At 35.2% G+C, this 16007-nt stretch carries 14 protein-coding genes and 3 pseudogenes; 12 read left to right on the top strand and 5 right to left on the bottom strand.

Going from position 1 to position 16007, the window contains the following annotated elements:
* The first annotated feature begins 39 nt into the window (after nucleotides 1-39).
* Genes AC3II9_RS09945 through AC3II9_RS09955 form a run of 3 tightly spaced genes read left to right on the top strand, consistent with a single transcriptional unit; the run spans nucleotide 40 to nucleotide 3812 of the window.
* Entirely contained in the window at nucleotides 40-1119 is a 1080-nt protein-coding gene (locus AC3II9_RS09945) for an endospore germination permease (protein ID WP_489155177.1), read from the top strand.
* Nucleotides 1120-1122: 3 nt separating this feature from the next.
* On the top strand, nucleotides 1123-2649 hold the full coding sequence (locus AC3II9_RS09950; RefSeq protein WP_489155179.1) for a spore germination protein: 1527 nt from the start codon (nucleotides 1123-1125) through the stop codon (nucleotides 2647-2649).
* A complete protein-coding gene (locus AC3II9_RS09955) occupies nucleotides 2646-3812 on the top strand; it encodes a Ger(x)C family spore germination protein (protein ID WP_489155181.1) in 1167 nt (388 codons plus the stop codon). Before AC3II9_RS09950 ends, AC3II9_RS09955 begins: the two co-directional genes overlap by 4 nt.
* A 137-nt stretch (nucleotides 3813-3949) precedes the next feature.
* Here AC3II9_RS09955 and AC3II9_RS09960 read toward each other — a convergent pair whose 3' ends face one another.
* The 3 genes from AC3II9_RS09960 to AC3II9_RS09970 form a co-directional block, all read right to left on the bottom strand.
* Nucleotides 3950-4768, bottom strand: coding sequence for an AraC family transcriptional regulator (locus AC3II9_RS09960; RefSeq protein ID WP_489155206.1), 819 nt, complete (start codon nucleotides 4766-4768; stop codon nucleotides 3950-3952).
* Nucleotides 4769-5373: 605 nt separating this feature from the next.
* A complete protein-coding gene (locus AC3II9_RS09965) occupies nucleotides 5374-5499 on the bottom strand; it encodes a hypothetical protein (protein ID WP_255256528.1) in 126 nt (41 codons plus the stop codon).
* Between the two features lie 64 nt (nucleotides 5500-5563).
* Nucleotides 5564-6004 carry an Hsp20/alpha crystallin family protein gene (locus AC3II9_RS09970; protein WP_031536672.1) on the bottom strand — a complete coding sequence of 147 codons (441 nt, stop codon included), beginning with the start codon at nucleotides 6002-6004 and terminating at the stop codon, nucleotides 5564-5566.
* Nucleotides 6005-6180: 176 nt separating this feature from the next.
* Between AC3II9_RS09970 and AC3II9_RS09975 the strand changes: the two are divergent.
* The 8 genes and pseudogenes from AC3II9_RS09975 to AC3II9_RS10010 all read left to right on the top strand — a co-directional run.
* Nucleotides 6181-6267 (top strand): annotated as a pseudogene (locus AC3II9_RS09975) (cell wall hydrolase); the annotation flags it as partial.
* Between the two features lie 82 nt (nucleotides 6268-6349).
* The gene (locus AC3II9_RS09980; RefSeq protein WP_489155183.1) at nucleotides 6350-6544 is read left to right on the top strand and encodes a hypothetical protein; all 195 of its coding nucleotides are present in this window, start codon (nucleotides 6350-6352) and stop codon (nucleotides 6542-6544) included.
* Nucleotides 6541-6894 (top strand): IS66 family insertion sequence element accessory protein TnpB, encoded by a 354-nt coding sequence (tnpB, locus tag AC3II9_RS09985; protein WP_489155185.1) that lies wholly within the window; start codon nucleotides 6541-6543, stop codon nucleotides 6892-6894. Before AC3II9_RS09980 ends, tnpB begins: the two co-directional genes overlap by 4 nt.
* A 62-nt stretch (nucleotides 6895-6956) precedes the next feature.
* Nucleotides 6957-7226, top strand: a complete 270-nt coding sequence (locus AC3II9_RS09990; RefSeq protein WP_489155186.1) for a transposase domain-containing protein — start codon at nucleotides 6957-6959, stop codon at nucleotides 7224-7226.
* Between the two features lie 683 nt (nucleotides 7227-7909).
* Nucleotides 7910-9718: a group II intron reverse transcriptase/maturase gene (gene ltrA / locus AC3II9_RS09995; protein ID WP_489155188.1), complete on the top strand. Its 1809-nt coding sequence runs from the start codon at nucleotides 7910-7912 to the stop codon at nucleotides 9716-9718.
* Nucleotides 9719-9814: 96 nt separating this feature from the next.
* Nucleotides 9815-11119: pseudogene (gene tnpC, locus AC3II9_RS10000) on the top strand (IS66 family transposase); the annotation flags it as partial.
* A gap of 129 nt (nucleotides 11120-11248) precedes the next feature.
* On the top strand, nucleotides 11249-12472 hold the full coding sequence (locus tag AC3II9_RS10005; protein ID WP_489155190.1) for an IS110 family RNA-guided transposase: 1224 nt from the start codon (nucleotides 11249-11251) through the stop codon (nucleotides 12470-12472).
* Between the two features lie 280 nt (nucleotides 12473-12752).
* Nucleotides 12753-14444: pseudogene (locus AC3II9_RS10010) on the top strand (IS1182 family transposase).
* Between the two features lie 134 nt (nucleotides 14445-14578).
* On the opposite strand, the gene AC3II9_RS10015 reads toward AC3II9_RS10010, so the two are convergent.
* Together AC3II9_RS10015 and AC3II9_RS10020 are read right to left on the bottom strand one after the other, a co-directional pair.
* Nucleotides 14579-15019, bottom strand: a complete 441-nt coding sequence (locus AC3II9_RS10015) for an Hsp20/alpha crystallin family protein (RefSeq protein WP_126294921.1) — start codon at nucleotides 15017-15019, stop codon at nucleotides 14579-14581.
* 126 nt (nucleotides 15020-15145) lie between these two features.
* Nucleotides 15146-15355 (bottom strand): hypothetical protein, encoded by a 210-nt coding sequence (locus tag AC3II9_RS10020; RefSeq protein ID WP_126294920.1) that lies wholly within the window; start codon nucleotides 15353-15355, stop codon nucleotides 15146-15148.
* Between the two features lie 69 nt (nucleotides 15356-15424).
* On the opposite strand from AC3II9_RS10020, the gene AC3II9_RS10025 reads away from it, so the two are divergent.
* A complete protein-coding gene (locus AC3II9_RS10025; RefSeq protein ID WP_489155192.1) occupies nucleotides 15425-15799 on the top strand; it encodes a cell wall hydrolase in 375 nt (124 codons plus the stop codon).
* Nucleotides 15800-16007 lie beyond the last annotated feature (208 nt).

Genomic DNA, 16007 nt, shown 5'->3' on the forward strand with positions numbered 1-16007 from the left:
ATGGATAGTTAAAACAATAATGGGGTAAGAGGGTTGAAAATGGATCAAAATAAAGCAAGTTTTTCTACTATATTTGTTCTCTCTATGATGAGTATAGGATTAATGAACCATGTAATGGTGATACCCATGTTACTAAGCACAGCAAAGAGGGATTCTTGGATATCTGTACTAATTTCAGGAGTTTTATTTTTGGGGTGGCTTGTTTTTCTAAGAGTAATTATTAAAAAAACAAATTACTCCCATTTATTTACTTGGATGAAGGACCGAGTTGGTAAAGGTGTTGCTTGGGGTCTTTCTTCGGTTGCCTATGTTTTTATCCTTTTATTAATTGGAGTTACCTTAAAGGATATGATTGTTTGGACAGTTACTTCCTATTTTCCTCAAAGTCCAGCTTTTATCCTAGCCGTAGTTTTTCTAATCATTTGTTTTTTTGCTGCGACATCTAGCTTTGCCACCCTATCTATTATTTCAGGTTTTTTACTTGTTTTTGTTGTTGCTTTAGGTTTTTTTGTCATGAGCCTAAATATTCCTCATAAGGATTACGCTCAAATATTCCCTATATTAGAAAATGGTTTGAATCCTGTTTTGAAAGGCATGATCTATAGTTCAGGTTCTCTATTGGAAGTTGCACTTATACTTTTCTTACAACACAAATTAAAACCCAACATTAAGGTTCGAAGTTTACTTTTCCTCGGAATTATCTTAATAGGGTTAACCCTAGGTCCCTTATTAGGTTCGATTGCTATTTTTGGTCCAGAAGAGGCTGCTAATCAGAGGTATCCGGCATACGAGGAATGGCGATTATTAAAAATTGGTAAATATATTGAACATGTAGATTTTTTTTCTATTTATCAATGGCTAGCAGGTGGATTTATAAGAATAAGTTTAGGTTTGTTTATAATTGGACAGCTATTTCCATTTGAAAACGATAAGAATAGACATTTATTAATAGGGTTTAGCTCACTAATTACATCGTTGATTGTTCTTCTACCTATTAGTGATATGCAATTTGTTCGCTTTTTGCAAAATGTCTATTTTTATTTATCACTTCTATTTTTACTTATCTTTTCTTTAAGTATTGGGTTATTAGCCTTTTTTAAAGGGGAGAAGGGGAGTTAATTCTTGAAATGTAATAAATATAAAAAACAAAAGGAACTGAACTCGTATCATACTACCTTTCAAAATACAGATGAAGTAAATGAAGAAAAAATTCGTTCAACTTATCAAAAAAGTGAAGATGTTAAAGTTGTACTCCATAAATTTGCTAATGAACAACAAGAAATAGATGCCATTTTTATATATTGTGATAATTTAGTGGACAAGAAACAAATAAATCAATATATTCTTCCGCAACTAAAAAAAATGATAACAAATAATCACCCTAAAATATTTAAAGAGGGAGTGGAATGGAATCAAGATAATCTGGAATGGACACCTTTAAATGTGGAAACAGGGTTAAATTCCATCTCTTTAGAGATCTTCGATGGTAATTTAGTCATTTATTTTCCGGAATTTAGTGTTTTTTTTTCTGTCAGTGCATCCAATAAACCAAACCGTTCAACTGAAGAATCCGATTATGAGATATCTTTACGTGGCCCAAGAGATAATTTCACAGAGGATATCTCAACAAATATTGCACTAATTCGAAAAAGACTAAGGTCGCCAACGCTATCTTATCAAACTTATACGATAGGAACAAGAACTCAAACTAAGGTGGGATTATTATATCTAGAAGATGTGGTTAATACGGAGATGCTAGATACTATTCGGGAACGATTATCTAATGTTGAGATTGATGGAATTATTAGTTCAACTCAATTGCAGGAGATGGTGTCCAAACAATCACTTTCTATTTTCCCACTTTCTGCTGATACATCTAGACCTGACTTTGCAGTAGATTGTTTATTACAAGGTAGAATAATCATAATAGTAGATGGCTCTCCGTTAGTCATTATTGCTCCTATAACTATTACTTTCTTAATTAAAGCAGCAGAAGATTCACATTTTAACTATTTACCCATTTCGTTAGCTCGATTTTATCGATGGATAGGATTTTTTTTAGCTGTTTACCTACCCGGTTTCTGGATGGCACTGCTTGCATACCATCCAGATCAGATTCCTTTTCCTCTTCTTGCGACTGTAACTGTTGCAAGATCAGGTTTACCATTTCCTGCACCATTAGAACTTATCATTGTTTTATTCTTGTTTGAAATGTTCCGTGAAGCTGGCCAAAGATTACCCTCACCTCTTGGACAAACTCTCTCTGTGGTGGGCGGACTCATCATTGGAGATGCTGCAATTCGGGCGGGTTTTATTTCTCCTTCAGTCATTGTTATTACGGCTCTTTCTGCCATTTCAGGGTATACATTAGTAAACCAGTTATTATCAAACACAGTATCTATCCTCAGAGGCTTTGTTCTTGTTTGTTCGATTTTTATGGGTCTATACGGTTTTATGATTGCAGGATTTGTTATCGTTATTTATATAGCGCGGTTACGTTCTTTCGGAATCCCTTACTTAGCTTTAGTATTTCCGAAGTCTAGTTCAGATCTTTTCAAGGCACTGTTTCGGTTACCATGGAAAAGTTATAGAGAACGTGTAAGTTATGTTCGTACTCGGGATTGTACAAAGACGGATGAGGGGGAGTGACAATACTGAAACTACGTAGACTCTTTTTAATAAGCATAATCCCTTTTTTTAGTTTGGTGTTATCGGGATGTTGGAATATCAAAGAAGTACAAGATAATTACTATGTTTCAGCACTTGGAATAGACTATAAAGATGGAAAATATATAGCCTATGTTCAATTACTGGAATTTTCTAATGTGGCTAAACTTGAAGGCGCCAGCCCTGATAAGCAACCCCCGGTTTGGGTTGGGAGGGGTGAAGGAATTACGATGACAGAAGCATTAAATCAATTATACAAGGATTCACAACAAAGACTTGTTTGGGGACATGTGTCTACACTAATTTTGAGTAATAAACTACTTGAGCAAGACATTAAATCCTCTATTGATTTTATTAATCGGTATAGGGAAATACGATATAATATCATAATGTATGCTACAAATGAATCCATTGAAGATGTACTTAAAACAAAATCATTTTTCACTTTATCTGGACTCTCGACGATTCTTCACGAACCAAGTGAATGGTATAAGCAAAGATCCTTCATACAACCCATAAAATTTTTCCAATTTATTCGAGATAGCAATCCTGTTGGGCAAACAGCTTTCATTCCTTCAATAAAAATATCCACTGAAAATTGGAAAGAGGAAGATAAAAAAGCACCATTGTTAAGAAATGACGGTGCTTTCTTTATAAGAAATAACCATCTACAGGGATGGCTTTCTGAATATGATTTAAACGGTCTTAGATGGATAGATGAAAAAACTGTTCGAACTCCTTTGTGGATAGTTGAAGATGATCAACCGGTTGTTTCCATAGTATTAGAAAAACCAAAGGTGAGGATAACTCCAGTTATCACTAACGAACAAGTGATATATAACATTAACGTATCCTTACAAGCCGGAATAAATGAAAAGTTAAAAGAAATTAGTGAAAACAAGTTAGTTGCTAACACTGAAAAAATAATTAGAGATGAGATTTTAAAGACTTTTGAAAAAGGGGTAGAGATAAATTCGGATGTTTATAGGTTAGGCGAAATATTATTTCGTGAGAACCCCCAGAAATGGAATCAAGAGATAAAAGAAAAGCCATTTTTTTTAAATAAGGATAGTATCGAGCAAATCAACATTCAAGTTAATTTAGTAAACTCAGGAAAATTGAAATACCAAGAAGCTAATAATTAGAGTGATTTAGCTAAATTTCACAAAAGTCAATTCTTAATGTATGGAATTGACTTTTTAAGTATACTTCTGATAAAGTATATTACTCGCGTTTTGTCAACAGGACCCCATAAACAGCATTCAATTACTGAATATATAATTTACTTCGGGATAACAGGGACCCAGAGTTCGTGTCTTGGTTTATGCTTTGGACCGTAATAACATTCTATACACGGTAAATTTGCAAGTTCATAATCGGAGGTAGGGACCCACTCGGAATATAAACGTTTCCATGCATCTACTATGTTCGGAAAAACTGCCCATGTACTTGCGGGAATAATAAGCGTCTCCATATTTTCAGGGGATTCCCTATCGTATCTTACGCCCATGAAATAGGAAAACTCTTCATCTGTTATGGCGGCTTCTTTTCCGCAAACCCCCAGAAGGCTTTCAAGCGTGCATTTGGGATTTTCCCATGACATATCTACTAGTTCTTGCATAAATCCATCTTTTTTCGCAGTGTTCCAAAGCGTAGGGATTGTTTTAAATGCTCTGCTTGTTTTTACTGGTTTACTTTTTCCAACAATTCTTAATTCAAAATCAAGGTTTTCAATTCTGTAATCCATCTCGGTATCTCCTTTAATAGTAATTTGAAAGGATATTCTGGGAAAGGCTTTTAACTGTACCCCTCTATTACGAGCATTGGAAGGGGTTACTCCATGCATTTTTTGAAAAGCACGTGAGAAAGTATCAGAAGAAACATAACCATATTTAACTGCCACATCGATGATCCGAATATCACTTTTTTGAATTTCAAATGCTGCGAGTGTTAACCGTCTACGTCTAATATATTTTGAGAGCGATACACCTGAGATTGAAGAGAACATTCTTGAAAAGTGAAACTCGGAAAATTTAGCTACTTTTGCAGTTTCTTTGTAGTCTATTTCTTTATTTTCAATGAAGTTTAACGCATGGTTCATTCTTTTAGCCAATTGTGAACATCAAGTAGAATGACACAATTTCTGCTATAATAACTGAAACACATTACTGGAAGTTATCATTCACATTTTATAGTGAATTGCATCCTCTAATAACAAGACATCTGTTAATCATTTTCTGATTTTATAAGGCAAAGATAAGTAACAAAGAGACAATAATACATTTTAATAAGTAAAATAATGTATTTTTGAGCTTTCTATATGTAGTTATTGAATTAAAACAGTTTAGTTAAAGTACACTTATTTTCAACAATGTAATTCAAGAAGAAGTAGAAAAAGAAATTACCTCTATGCAATAATAAGCAAGGAATGGGGGGGTATAAGTTATCCTTATGTTAAATACTATCTACCGAGGTAATTAATTGAACGAAGTTTGAATTTATTCAAAATAAATACCCTGTATTACTCTAGTATAATAGATTTGGTTCTTACAACAATCTATACATAGTTTCTTATGTATCTTTAGGTGAAAACTCACAAAAAATAAAGAAAATACAGTAAGGGCATTTTTTTACCTCTTAACTTTGTTACAACAATAGGGATGCCAAATTCGACACCCCCTTGTTTAAATAGTTCTAATCGGAAGATTAGTTAATATTGTTTTTAATATATGATGACTTAATGTTATGAGCAAGTTCATCTAATATAGCTTTCTTCTTATTATTTGAAGAATGACAAGTTAATATAAGCAAATCCACTAATTCTGGTTGCATATTAGATATCTCCTGCAAATAATCCTTATCAAATTCTTTCATAACTTCATATAATTTGCTCATTTTAATGAAATTCCACATCAATTTTCTTTTTATTATTTGGTGTAGTCTTTAACATTTTTACTTCTAATACACCATTTTTATAGGTTGCTGATACTCCCTCGGTAGATACAAGACTCGGAAGTGTTATAGCTCGGTGAAAACTACCTGTGTAACGTTCTTTTCTATACATATTTTTTTCTTTTGTTTCATTTGTTTTGTTTATAGAACCGCTAATCGATAATACATTATTTTCAATATCAATGTTTACGTCTTCTTTTTTCTCAAGTCCCGGTATATCACAAGTTGCAACAACTTCATTTTCACTTTCATGCACATCTACCTTAATACTTCCAAAGTGCTCCTTGTCCCCACTAAAATCAAACGGTAGGTCAGAAAAGATACGGTCAAAATCTCTTCTTATATTTACTAATTGTCTAAATGGGTCATAAGGTGTTAATGCCATAGTTACATTCCTCCTTCATTTATCATTCATATTCTCTTCATTTCTCATGAAATTATTAGCTTATGTATTATTTTCCTAATTTTTTCACAATTCATTTTAACTCGCTCATTAGTAAACTTCAACAAGGTATTTCTGATGAACAACGTTCATATAATTAGATATAGGGAGTGATAAAAGTGCCACGAGTAAAATATACCGAAAGTGATGTTGCATTGATGGCAAGGATGATGAGAGCAGAAGCTGAAGGAGAAGGACGACTAGGGTAAGCCCGTAATCAAATAACGCATATAAACAAACAGGCACCTCCGGTACGATAGACATATCAATTCAAGGAGGTGTTTCTTTATGCTAGAGAATAAACTTAAGATTGTTCCCGTGACACTAGATCCTATCACTGACGAACCTTCTTCTATCAATTCACCTCAAATTCTCCCTGGCCCGTGCTGTATTATTAAAACAGCAAGTGCTGAAATTTCCTTCTTCACTGGCGTAGATGAGCACATCATCCATACAATCATGAAGGAGCTGAACAAACAATGAAGCATGATTTTACGAGCGTGAAAAACATCTATATCATTTGTGGTAAGACCGATATGCGGAAAGGCATTGACGGTCTAGCAACACTCATTCAAGATTCATTTGAATTGGATCCTTATGGTGATTCCATCTTTTTATTTTCGGGATGGAGCAAGGACCGCTATAAATGTTTATATTTTGATGGCGATGGCTTCGCCATACTTTATAAGCGATTAGATAATGGCAAACTACAATGGCCAAAAGATGAAAGTGAAGTAAGGAATCTTTCCCAACAGGAGCTTCGCTGGTTATTGGAGGGGTTATCGTTGCAGCAACCAAAGGCGATTGCAAAATCTGCAAAAGGTGTCTTTTAATCATCTGATTTCAAATGGTATAATGATCCATAACTTATACTGAACGAAATGTGGTGAATGATTTGGGAAAGACTTCAAATGAAAAAGTGATTCAACTATTGGAAGAACAACTAGCCTACACGAAAGAACAAAATAAAAGTTTAACCAAACAAATTGAAGTGTTAACTGAACAAATTCGCCAATTAACGAAAGCTTTATATGGTTCTAAATCAGAAAAATCGAAGTATCAAGCACCAGATGGGCAAGGCTCTTTATTTGAAGACGATCCGTTTTTTAGCGAACCTGAGCAGACAGAAGAACAAAGGTGCGACACGTTTCACCATAAATGCTAAGGCATGAAATGTGAGATTTCTTGAACGATAGAAATATAACTAATTAACTGAAATTCGGAATGAAAGCCGTCATGTTGAGCTGAAACGAATTATCTGATACTCCTGCATGCGGTTAAGAATTATAGTTTTTAAATCGTATGAAGCCAGGTGAAGTCGACTGAAAATAACCTAAGTTAGCTACTACAGCAATAAGGTTATTGATAGGTCGGGATGCTAAAAAATATCCATGGTTAGAATGTTCTATAGGAACTGACGAAGTTGTGAATGTACGGGTCTAAATCTTCAATACATTCGAAAGATGTATACCACTCAATGGGGTGAAATACCGAAAAGTAAGAATCTTTGTTATGAAATTCGGGATAGATAACAATGAATCTATAATTTCACAGGCTTAGAGCAACCACCTAAAGATATATGTATAGCTAAGTTAATTGGAACGTGGAAAGCAAGATACGTCTACTCAAACGACTATAATCGGGACGGTATTTATAAGGCTATAAATAAGCCGAAATAATTTTGATTCTTGTGAGAGTAGGGGCACAGTACCGGTGAAACAGTGAAAATAAACTGTGGAGGGATAGCCCCAAGTCTTAATGTTCGAAAAATAATTACAACACAAATGCAACTCACAGGGTCGAGTAGGATGATGGGACTTTTCGAAGGAAAGGGGAAACAATCCATCAGTGAGTACACAACTACGATATAATGAATACTATAATATGCAAGATATTTTTGATGAACTTTATGATAGAAGTAAACATAATAGATTAGAAGGATATGACTTGTATGGCAAAATTACAGGAAGAAATAACATCCTACCTGCGTATAGAAAAATAAAAAGTAACACTGGTTCTAAAACGGCAGGTACAGATGGTAAAACGATAGTGGACTTCAAAATGGAATCTGAAGAGGAACTAATCAATATGGTTAGAGACAGCCTAAGCAATTACAAACCGGGTAGTGTACGTCGAGTGGAAATTCCTAAAAGTAATGGTAAAACAAGACCACTGGGAATACCAACGATGCAAGATAGGCTTATTCAACAAATGTTTAAACAGATTTTAGAACCCATTTGTGAAGCTAAATTCTACAAACACTCCTATGGATTCAGACCAAATAGAAGTACAAAACATGCAATCGCTAGAAGTCAACATCTGGTGAATAGAAATAAGTTGCACTACGTAGTAGATATAGATATAAAAGGATTTTTCGATAATGTAAATCACAATAAACTCCTTAAACAACTGTATACCATAGGAATAAAAGATAAGCGAGTTTTGGCTATTATTAACAAAATGCTAAAAGCTTCGATAGAAGGAGCAGGAATTCCAACAAAGGGGACACCTCAAGGTGGCATACTTTCACCTTTGTTGTCTAATATTGTCTTAAATGATTTAGATGTCTGGATAGCAAATCAATGGGAAACTATTAAAACTAGGCATAATTACAGTAGTAACGGGAAAAAACATAAAGCCCTGAAGGAAACAAAGCTTAAGGAAATGTATATTGTTAGATACGCAGACGACTTTAAAATTTTCACAAGAAATCATAAATCTGCTTATAAAATCTATCATGCAGTCCGCAAATATCTTAAAGATAACTTAGATTTAGATATATCTCCTGAAAAATCAAAAGTAACAAATATTAGAAAGAATAAATCAGAATTTCTAGGATTCACATTAATAGCTAAACGAAAGAAACATAAATTTGTAGCTATAACCAACGTTTCTTCTGAAAGGAAAACTGAGATACTTAAAAAGCTTAGAAGTCTCATTAAGGGGATACAAAAGAATCCCACAGCTAAAAAAGTAACTCATTATAATAGTTATGTTATAGGTATTAAAAACTACTACAGAAATGCAACGCATGTAAATATTGATTTCTCCGAAATTGCCTATCAACTATCTCGAACCCTATACAATCGTTTAAAATCTGTAGGGAAATATGGTATTCCTGAAAGACCATCGGAAATCTATAAACTGTACAATAAAAATAACTATCGTACCTTTGAAATAATGGGGATACATTTACACCCTATAGCGGATATAAGAACAGTAAATAATATGAATTTCAACCAAAGTATTTGTAATTATACCAGTAAAGGTAGAGCTGAACACAAAACTTTGAAAGGCAGCATAGCCATCGAATTACATTTGATGATGCAAAATATGCACGAAGAACGTACGATCGAGTATATCGATAATAAACTGTCAAAGTATTCAATGCAAAAAGGTAATTGTAGTGTAACAGGAGTATTTGTTTATAGTCATGATGTTCATTGCCACCATATCAAACCTAAGTCATTGGGTGGGACAGATGAATTTAAAAACCTAGTTATAGTCAATAAATCCATTCATAAATTAATACACGCAACAACAGATGAAACGATTGAACGATACATTAATGAACTTAAGTTGAATGAAAAACAACTTGAGAAACTAAACAAATATCGTAAGAACTGTAATTTGGCTGAAATTATCCAAAAATATTAAGATGGAACGCCGTATGAGGTGAAAATCTCACGTACGGTGTGGAGCAGGGGAAAAGATAGCGATAACATCAAAATCTTACCTATTGCTATCACGGCGACGATTATGTATACCGTTGTCCGTAAACTACATAAGAAAAAACGTAATGATTCTTTTCGTGACGGAATTGAAATAGAAGAAATTCACCATCATCCTGAAAATACGCAATGTGACTGTTGCCTTGGTCAAATGACCGAAGCAGGTACTACTCTCGCACGTGAAGAAGCGAAATTTATTCCAGCAAAAATGATGCGTGTCCAACATATTGAGCATGCCTATGAATGCAAGAACTGTAAAAAAGATGCCTTGCAAAAATCACAAATGAAACGTGGGAAAGCACCGCAAGCTGCCATTCAGCGAAGCATTGCGGGACCTACCGTTCTAGCAAAACTCATCTATGATAAGTTCATCCAGTACTTGCCTCTTTACCGTCAGGTAAATGAGTGGGAACGATATGGCCTGCTTACGAATGATAAGAACTTATCAAACTGGGTTATTCGTGCAGCTGAAGATTGGCTTCTACCGATTTATGAATTGATGAAGCAGATATTAATTGCGAAATCGGTTTTGCATGTGGACGAAACGTATGCGCAAGTACTTAATCGGTCAGACGGAAAATCAGGACAAACGAATGCCTACAATTGGGTGTTCCGTAGTGTACCAAGCCAAGGACCCATCATCGTTCTTTTCCAAAGTGCTTTATCGAGAAGTCGTTCTGTCTTGGAAAGCTTTATAGCTGGCTTTAAAGGAACTGTAATTTGTGATGGGTATTCTGCATACGGCAATCTACCTGATATCTCATTCGCTAACTGTTGGGCGCATGTAAGACGTTATTGGCTGAAAGCCGATAGCAAAAACGGACACATCGGTGTAGATTACTGTGATCAATTGTATCGCTTAGAACGTCAGTTTAAGCATCTATCACCAGGAAAACGTCGTAAAGCACGGCAAAAACAGTCGAAGCCGATTGTAGAAAAGTTTCTAGAATGGGTAGATAAATCACCTTTCTTCGGAAAAAACGCCTTGGCTAAAGCTGCCGAATATACATTAAATCGTGTACAGGGGTTAAAAGCTTTTCTGTTCGATGGTCGGATTGAGATTGATAATAATCCAGCTGAAAATGCGATTCGCCCGAATGTAATCGGCCGAAAAAATTGGTTATTCTCTGTCAGTGAAGCTGGTGCTAGAGCGAATGCGATCTGTTTGAGTTTAGCAGAAACTGCAAAAGCAAATGGCATCGACTTCTATCAATATTTAGTGAAGTTATTTACAGAGCTACCCAACTTACCAATTCATCAACAACCTGAGATTTTACAAAACTACATGCCTTGGTCGAAATCGATTCAAGAAGTGTGTGCAAAATAATAGCCTTCAATCCCAAAAAGCATCGGATTGGAGGCTATTCGTCGTGCGTGCCGGAAGGTACGCTATTTTATATTTCGGGCTTACGGTACTGTGAAGGCTTCTATGATTGGTTAAAAGGAGAAGGTTAAAATGAAACATGTTATTGCCTTAGATGTAAGTAAAGGAAAAAGTACCGTTGCGATTTATGATGGCTATCGCCAATGTGAATATGAAGGAGAGTTGTACCATACCCGTGTTGATTTTGATCGACTACATAAACGAATTGAAGACATCAAATTACTTGATGGACAATTACCAGACATCGTATTTGAAGCAACAGGTGTCTATTCAAAACCTGTCGAAGCGTTTTTCAAAGAGTACGGTTATGCATACTGTCGAATGAATCCACTTGAAGCGAATTTGCAGATGGCGAAGATGCGTCGAAATAAAACAGATATCAGTGACGCCCATGAACTTGCGAAAACCCATTTCAAAATGGAAAGAGAAACAACGTACATACAAGATGACTATTATGAACAGATGCGTGCCATGACGCGTTATTACGATGAATTAGAGGAAGAAATCATTCTTTTAAAAAGCCGTATGCATGCCATTTTACATCTAAGTTTTCCTGAATTAGAACAGTTAATTACACCAAGTTCTGCTCTGTTTTTAAATATTGTGCAACTCTATCCTCATCCCGAACTTTTATTGGTCCATTCAAAAACAATTATTAAAAATCGCTTAAAGGCCAATACACGCAAAAAACTCTCGTTAGCACGGGCTGAAGCGAAAGCAGACGTTTTATTAGAAGCAGCACAAAATAGCTATCCAGCAATTAAAGTGAATGATATTCGATGCAGTCAAGTACGTGATTATGCAGCTCGTATTGCGGATTTACTAGAGAAGAAGGATTTACTTGTAAGACAAATGGTGGAATTGTCCGAAGGACGAAAAGAATATCTTATATACCGTTCGATACCGGGTATTGGCGATTCAACAGCGTGCAGATTGATCGGAGAAATTGGTGATATCCGCCGCTTTAAAAATGCAAAACAATTGAACGCTTATGTAGGCATAGATATTATGCGCTACCAGTCCGGGACTATGCAATATAGAGACCGAATTAATAAAAGAGGAAACAAGCATTTACGAAAAATTTTATATTTCATGGTGTGCGCAATGCTTATGGCAAAAGGAAAACCAAATCATTTTGTGGACTATTATTACAAATTAAAAAAGCAACCTCAGAGGAAGCCTCATAAGGTTGCAATTGTCGCCTGCATCAATAAGTTTCTGAAAGTGACGTTTCAGTTATTGAAGCAGGACATTCTTTACGATTATGAGTCCGCAATACAGGCTTGGAAATCGTAATTACCTACCTCAAACTATAACATATAGACCTTTCGAAAAAAATAAAAATCGTAAGGTCTTTTTGGCATACGTTAATTTAGGTTTAGTAAGTAGGGAAGCCCTCCCCACTAAACCTAAATCAAAAACATAAAAGAAAATAAAGAATTACACTTGACTAATCGTAAGAAAGAGGCTGGGACAAAACCCACCTCCGGCTTTAATTAATTTTTGAATAAAAATAAGGACCACTTTTGATAAAATAAAGTTACCACACCAAATTTTATACGAAAGAAGGGTCCTTATGTTTAAAAATTATAACATGAATCAATTAGTTTTGCCTCTAGATTTAGCAGTTAAATTACAAGAAAATGATATCGCCTTTGCCATCCATCATTTGATCGAAAGTATCCCAGAGAGAGCCTTCGACTTATTTCAACGCCAAACAGGTTGCCCATCTTATCACCCACGTATGATGCTTAAAATTATTTTATGCGGCTACACGCAATCTGCTTTCTCTGGCCGTAAAATTGAAGACCTAACAAAAGACAGCATTCGCATGATGTGGCTTGCACAAGGTTATGAACCAAGCTACCGTACGATCAATCGTTTCCGCGTTCATCCCGATATGAAAGATCTCATTCGCGAGTGCTTCGTGCAGTTCCGGGTCCAGCTCATACAAGAAAAGCTCATCGACCAAGAGGCCATTTTTATTGATGGTACGAAAATTGAAGCAAATGCCAATAAATTCACGTTCGTTTGGAAGAAATCTGTGGAAAAACACCATAATAATCTCGTTGAAAAATCCAATCAATTGTACAACGAGCTACTTGAAAAACAAATCATACCAGAATTACAACGTGAAGATGAGGAACAGCTTTCTATTGAAGAACTCACGCAAATCGCTGAAAAGTTAGAGGAAGTTGTCGAGGACTATACGCAAAAAATAGAAAGTACGGATGATGTCGCTATGCGTAAACAGCTTCGTAGTGAACGAAAAACGCCGAAGCAAATTTTAAAACAAGTATATGACTGGATTACGCGTAAGGAGAAGTACGAAAAAGATTTTGAGATTTTTGACACACGTAACAGCTATTCAAAAACGGACAAAGATGCGACATTTATGCGAATGAAAGACGATTACATGCAGAATGGACAACTAAAACCTGGCTATAATGTACAAATCGCAACAGAAGGACAATACGCACTTGCCTATAGTTATTTTCAAACCCAACAGATACCCGTACGTTAATGAAATCGAGAAGCATTATTTCGAGTTACCGAAACACATTGTCGCAGATGCAGGTTATGGTAGTGAACAAAACTATAACGATATCCTTTCGAACAGAAAACGAGAAGCACTTATTACGTATAACATGTATTTGAAGGAACAAAAAAAGAAGTACAAACAAATCGGATTTAATCCCGATAACTGGCAGTATGATGAAGAAACTGATACATATACATGCCCTAATCAGAAACGTCTTGAATTTCGTTATCATTCTGTTCGTAATGACCAAACAGGCTTCCAACGGAAATTCAAAATCTACGAGTGCGAAGACTGTTCGGGTTGCCCATTCCGTTCATCATGTACAAAAGCAAAGGAAGGCAACAATCGGAAACTAATGGTGAATGAAAAATGGGAACAGCAAAAAGAATATGTAACAGCGAAGCTTTCAGAAGAGAAAACGAGTGCCATCTATCGAAAACGTAAAACCGATGTGGAACCAGTTTTTGAATCCTTGAAGGCTAATTTGCGTTTCACTCGATTTTCTGTACGGGGAAAACCGAAGGTAGAAAACGAAATGGGCCTCGCGTTAATGGCCGTGAATTTAAGAAAATTCACGACCAACAACTAAGGTAATAGAAGATTTTCACAGGCGAAAAGAGAGAAAGGTGAATTTGAGCATGCTCAAATTCACCTTCTTACTATTCGAAGCTAGTTATGTCCCAGCCTCTGATAGGAATTTTTAATATTATTAGTCAGCTCATTTAAAATAATTTTTTTCTTTCCCTGAGGTAAATGGCAGCTTAAAATTAGCAAATCAACTAGGTCAGGTTGTTCCTCAGCAATTTCCTGCAAGTAATCCCTGCCAAACTCTTTCATAACAGGTAGCAAACTGCTCATTTTTAATGGAAATCCACATCAATTCTCTTTTTATTTGTTTGAGTTTGTTTAGGCATGATAACTTCTAGTACACCATTCTTATAAGAAGCCTTTATACCTTCCTCAGAAACAGGAGTTGGTAGTGTAATAGCTCTTTGAAAGCTACCTGTGTATCTTTCTCTCCTATGCATATTCTCTTCTTTAATCTCATTAGTTCTGTTAATTGAGCCACTAATTCTCAATACATTATTTTCAATATCAATGTTTACATCTTCTTTACTCTGTAAGCCTGGAATGTCACAAGTTGCAACTACCTCTTTATCTGTTTCATGAACATCCACTCTTATATTCCCCAATTGATTCATTTCATTGTCTAAATGAAAAGGGAAATCATTGAATAATCTGTCAAAATCTCTCCTAATGTTAGTTAATTGTCTAAATGGATCATAAGGTATTAATGCCATTTGTATCATCTCCTTAGTTATTTTTAACAAATATATCTTTTACATTTTACTATGTAATTATTCATTTAAGGGATAAGCTGAGTCAGTTTTAGAAAAGCATCCTATTACAGAAAAAGGAGAGCCTAATTAGCTCTCCTCAGTGTCATTAGTTTTAACCTCATATCCAAATAGCTGTGACCTTTCATCAGGTATCCATTTTCCATCTCTAATCCTGCTCAAGCCCTGATACAAAGAACCTCCTATAATATTCTCTAACCATTTGGAGCATTTAGTCATAGTATCAAAATCATGTAAGTATACTCCATTTTTATACAGTGAATACTTTTTATGTTGCATACGAACACCTCCTTTGATTGATACATGTATCGTACCAGGAGGTGCTGCGTGTTTATATGCGTTGTTTGAATGGGGGCTTACCGACTAGGGATGCTTTTGGTTGGTAATGTCATTGTAAACCGACTAAAAGCAGATTGTTTAGATTTTTTAAATTTAAGGTCAATAAGGGACGTGATTTTTCAAGTACAAGGAGGAAATTATTCTTTTGAAGCAGTACAAAAAGGGAATGTTTTTTATCAACGTGCAAGAGATGTCGAAAAAAGATTAGCACGAAAAGCATTAGATTATTGGAGAGAGCATCCTTCTAAATATGCTCTTTGGTATTTCAATCCATATGGTAAATGCCCACCTACTTGGTACGCTCAACCATTAGCAGGTCAATATAAACAACATTGTTATTATGAACCCCAAGCTAATACATGCGAAAGCGTTTATAGATGGTAAAGCAGCATAAGAATTGATATGTATTAATAAATAATTTGTTATCGATTATTAAGCTTGTATCGAAGATTTCGAAGAATCATTGTTACAAGCTTATATTACTTGCTTATCTTCAATAGCCGTGTCTGTTAAAACGATTGGGGATTCAATCCTTGTTGTAGATAAGGTCTCGTTATCTTAATATAGTACTTGTACTTTTTTTGCTCCATCT

Source organism: Lysinibacillus sp. RU7 (assembly GCF_057837305.1).

What these genes read in the sequence shown, in the direction of transcription:
- AC3II9_RS09945 (WP_489155177.1), top strand. Translation starts at nt 40, where the DNA reads ATGGATCAAAATAAAGCAAGTTTTTCTACTATATTTGTTCTCTCTATG.
- AC3II9_RS09960 (WP_489155206.1), bottom strand. Translation starts at nt 4,768, where the DNA reads ATGAACCATGCGTTAAACTTCATTGAAAATAAAGAAATAGACTACAAA.
- AC3II9_RS09965 (WP_255256528.1), bottom strand. Translation starts at nt 5,499, where the DNA reads ATGCAACCAGAATTAGTGGATTTGCTTATATTAACTTGTCATTCTTCA.
- AC3II9_RS09970 (WP_031536672.1), bottom strand. Translation starts at nt 6,004, where the DNA reads ATGGCATTAACACCTTATGACCCATTTAGACAATTAGTAAATATAAGA.
- AC3II9_RS09980 (WP_489155183.1), top strand. Translation starts at nt 6,350, where the DNA reads ATGCTAGAGAATAAACTTAAGATTGTTCCCGTGACACTAGATCCTATC.
- tnpB (WP_489155185.1), top strand. Translation starts at nt 6,541, where the DNA reads ATGAAGCATGATTTTACGAGCGTGAAAAACATCTATATCATTTGTGGT.
- AC3II9_RS10005 (WP_489155190.1), top strand. Translation starts at nt 11,249, where the DNA reads ATGAAACATGTTATTGCCTTAGATGTAAGTAAAGGAAAAAGTACCGTT.
- AC3II9_RS10015 (WP_126294921.1), bottom strand. Translation starts at nt 15,019, where the DNA reads ATGGCATTAATACCTTATGATCCATTTAGACAATTAACTAACATTAGG.
- AC3II9_RS10020 (WP_126294920.1), bottom strand. Translation starts at nt 15,355, where the DNA reads ATGCAACATAAAAAGTATTCACTGTATAAAAATGGAGTATACTTACAT.
- AC3II9_RS10025 (WP_489155192.1), top strand. Translation starts at nt 15,425, where the DNA reads ATGGGGGCTTACCGACTAGGGATGCTTTTGGTTGGTAATGTCATTGTA.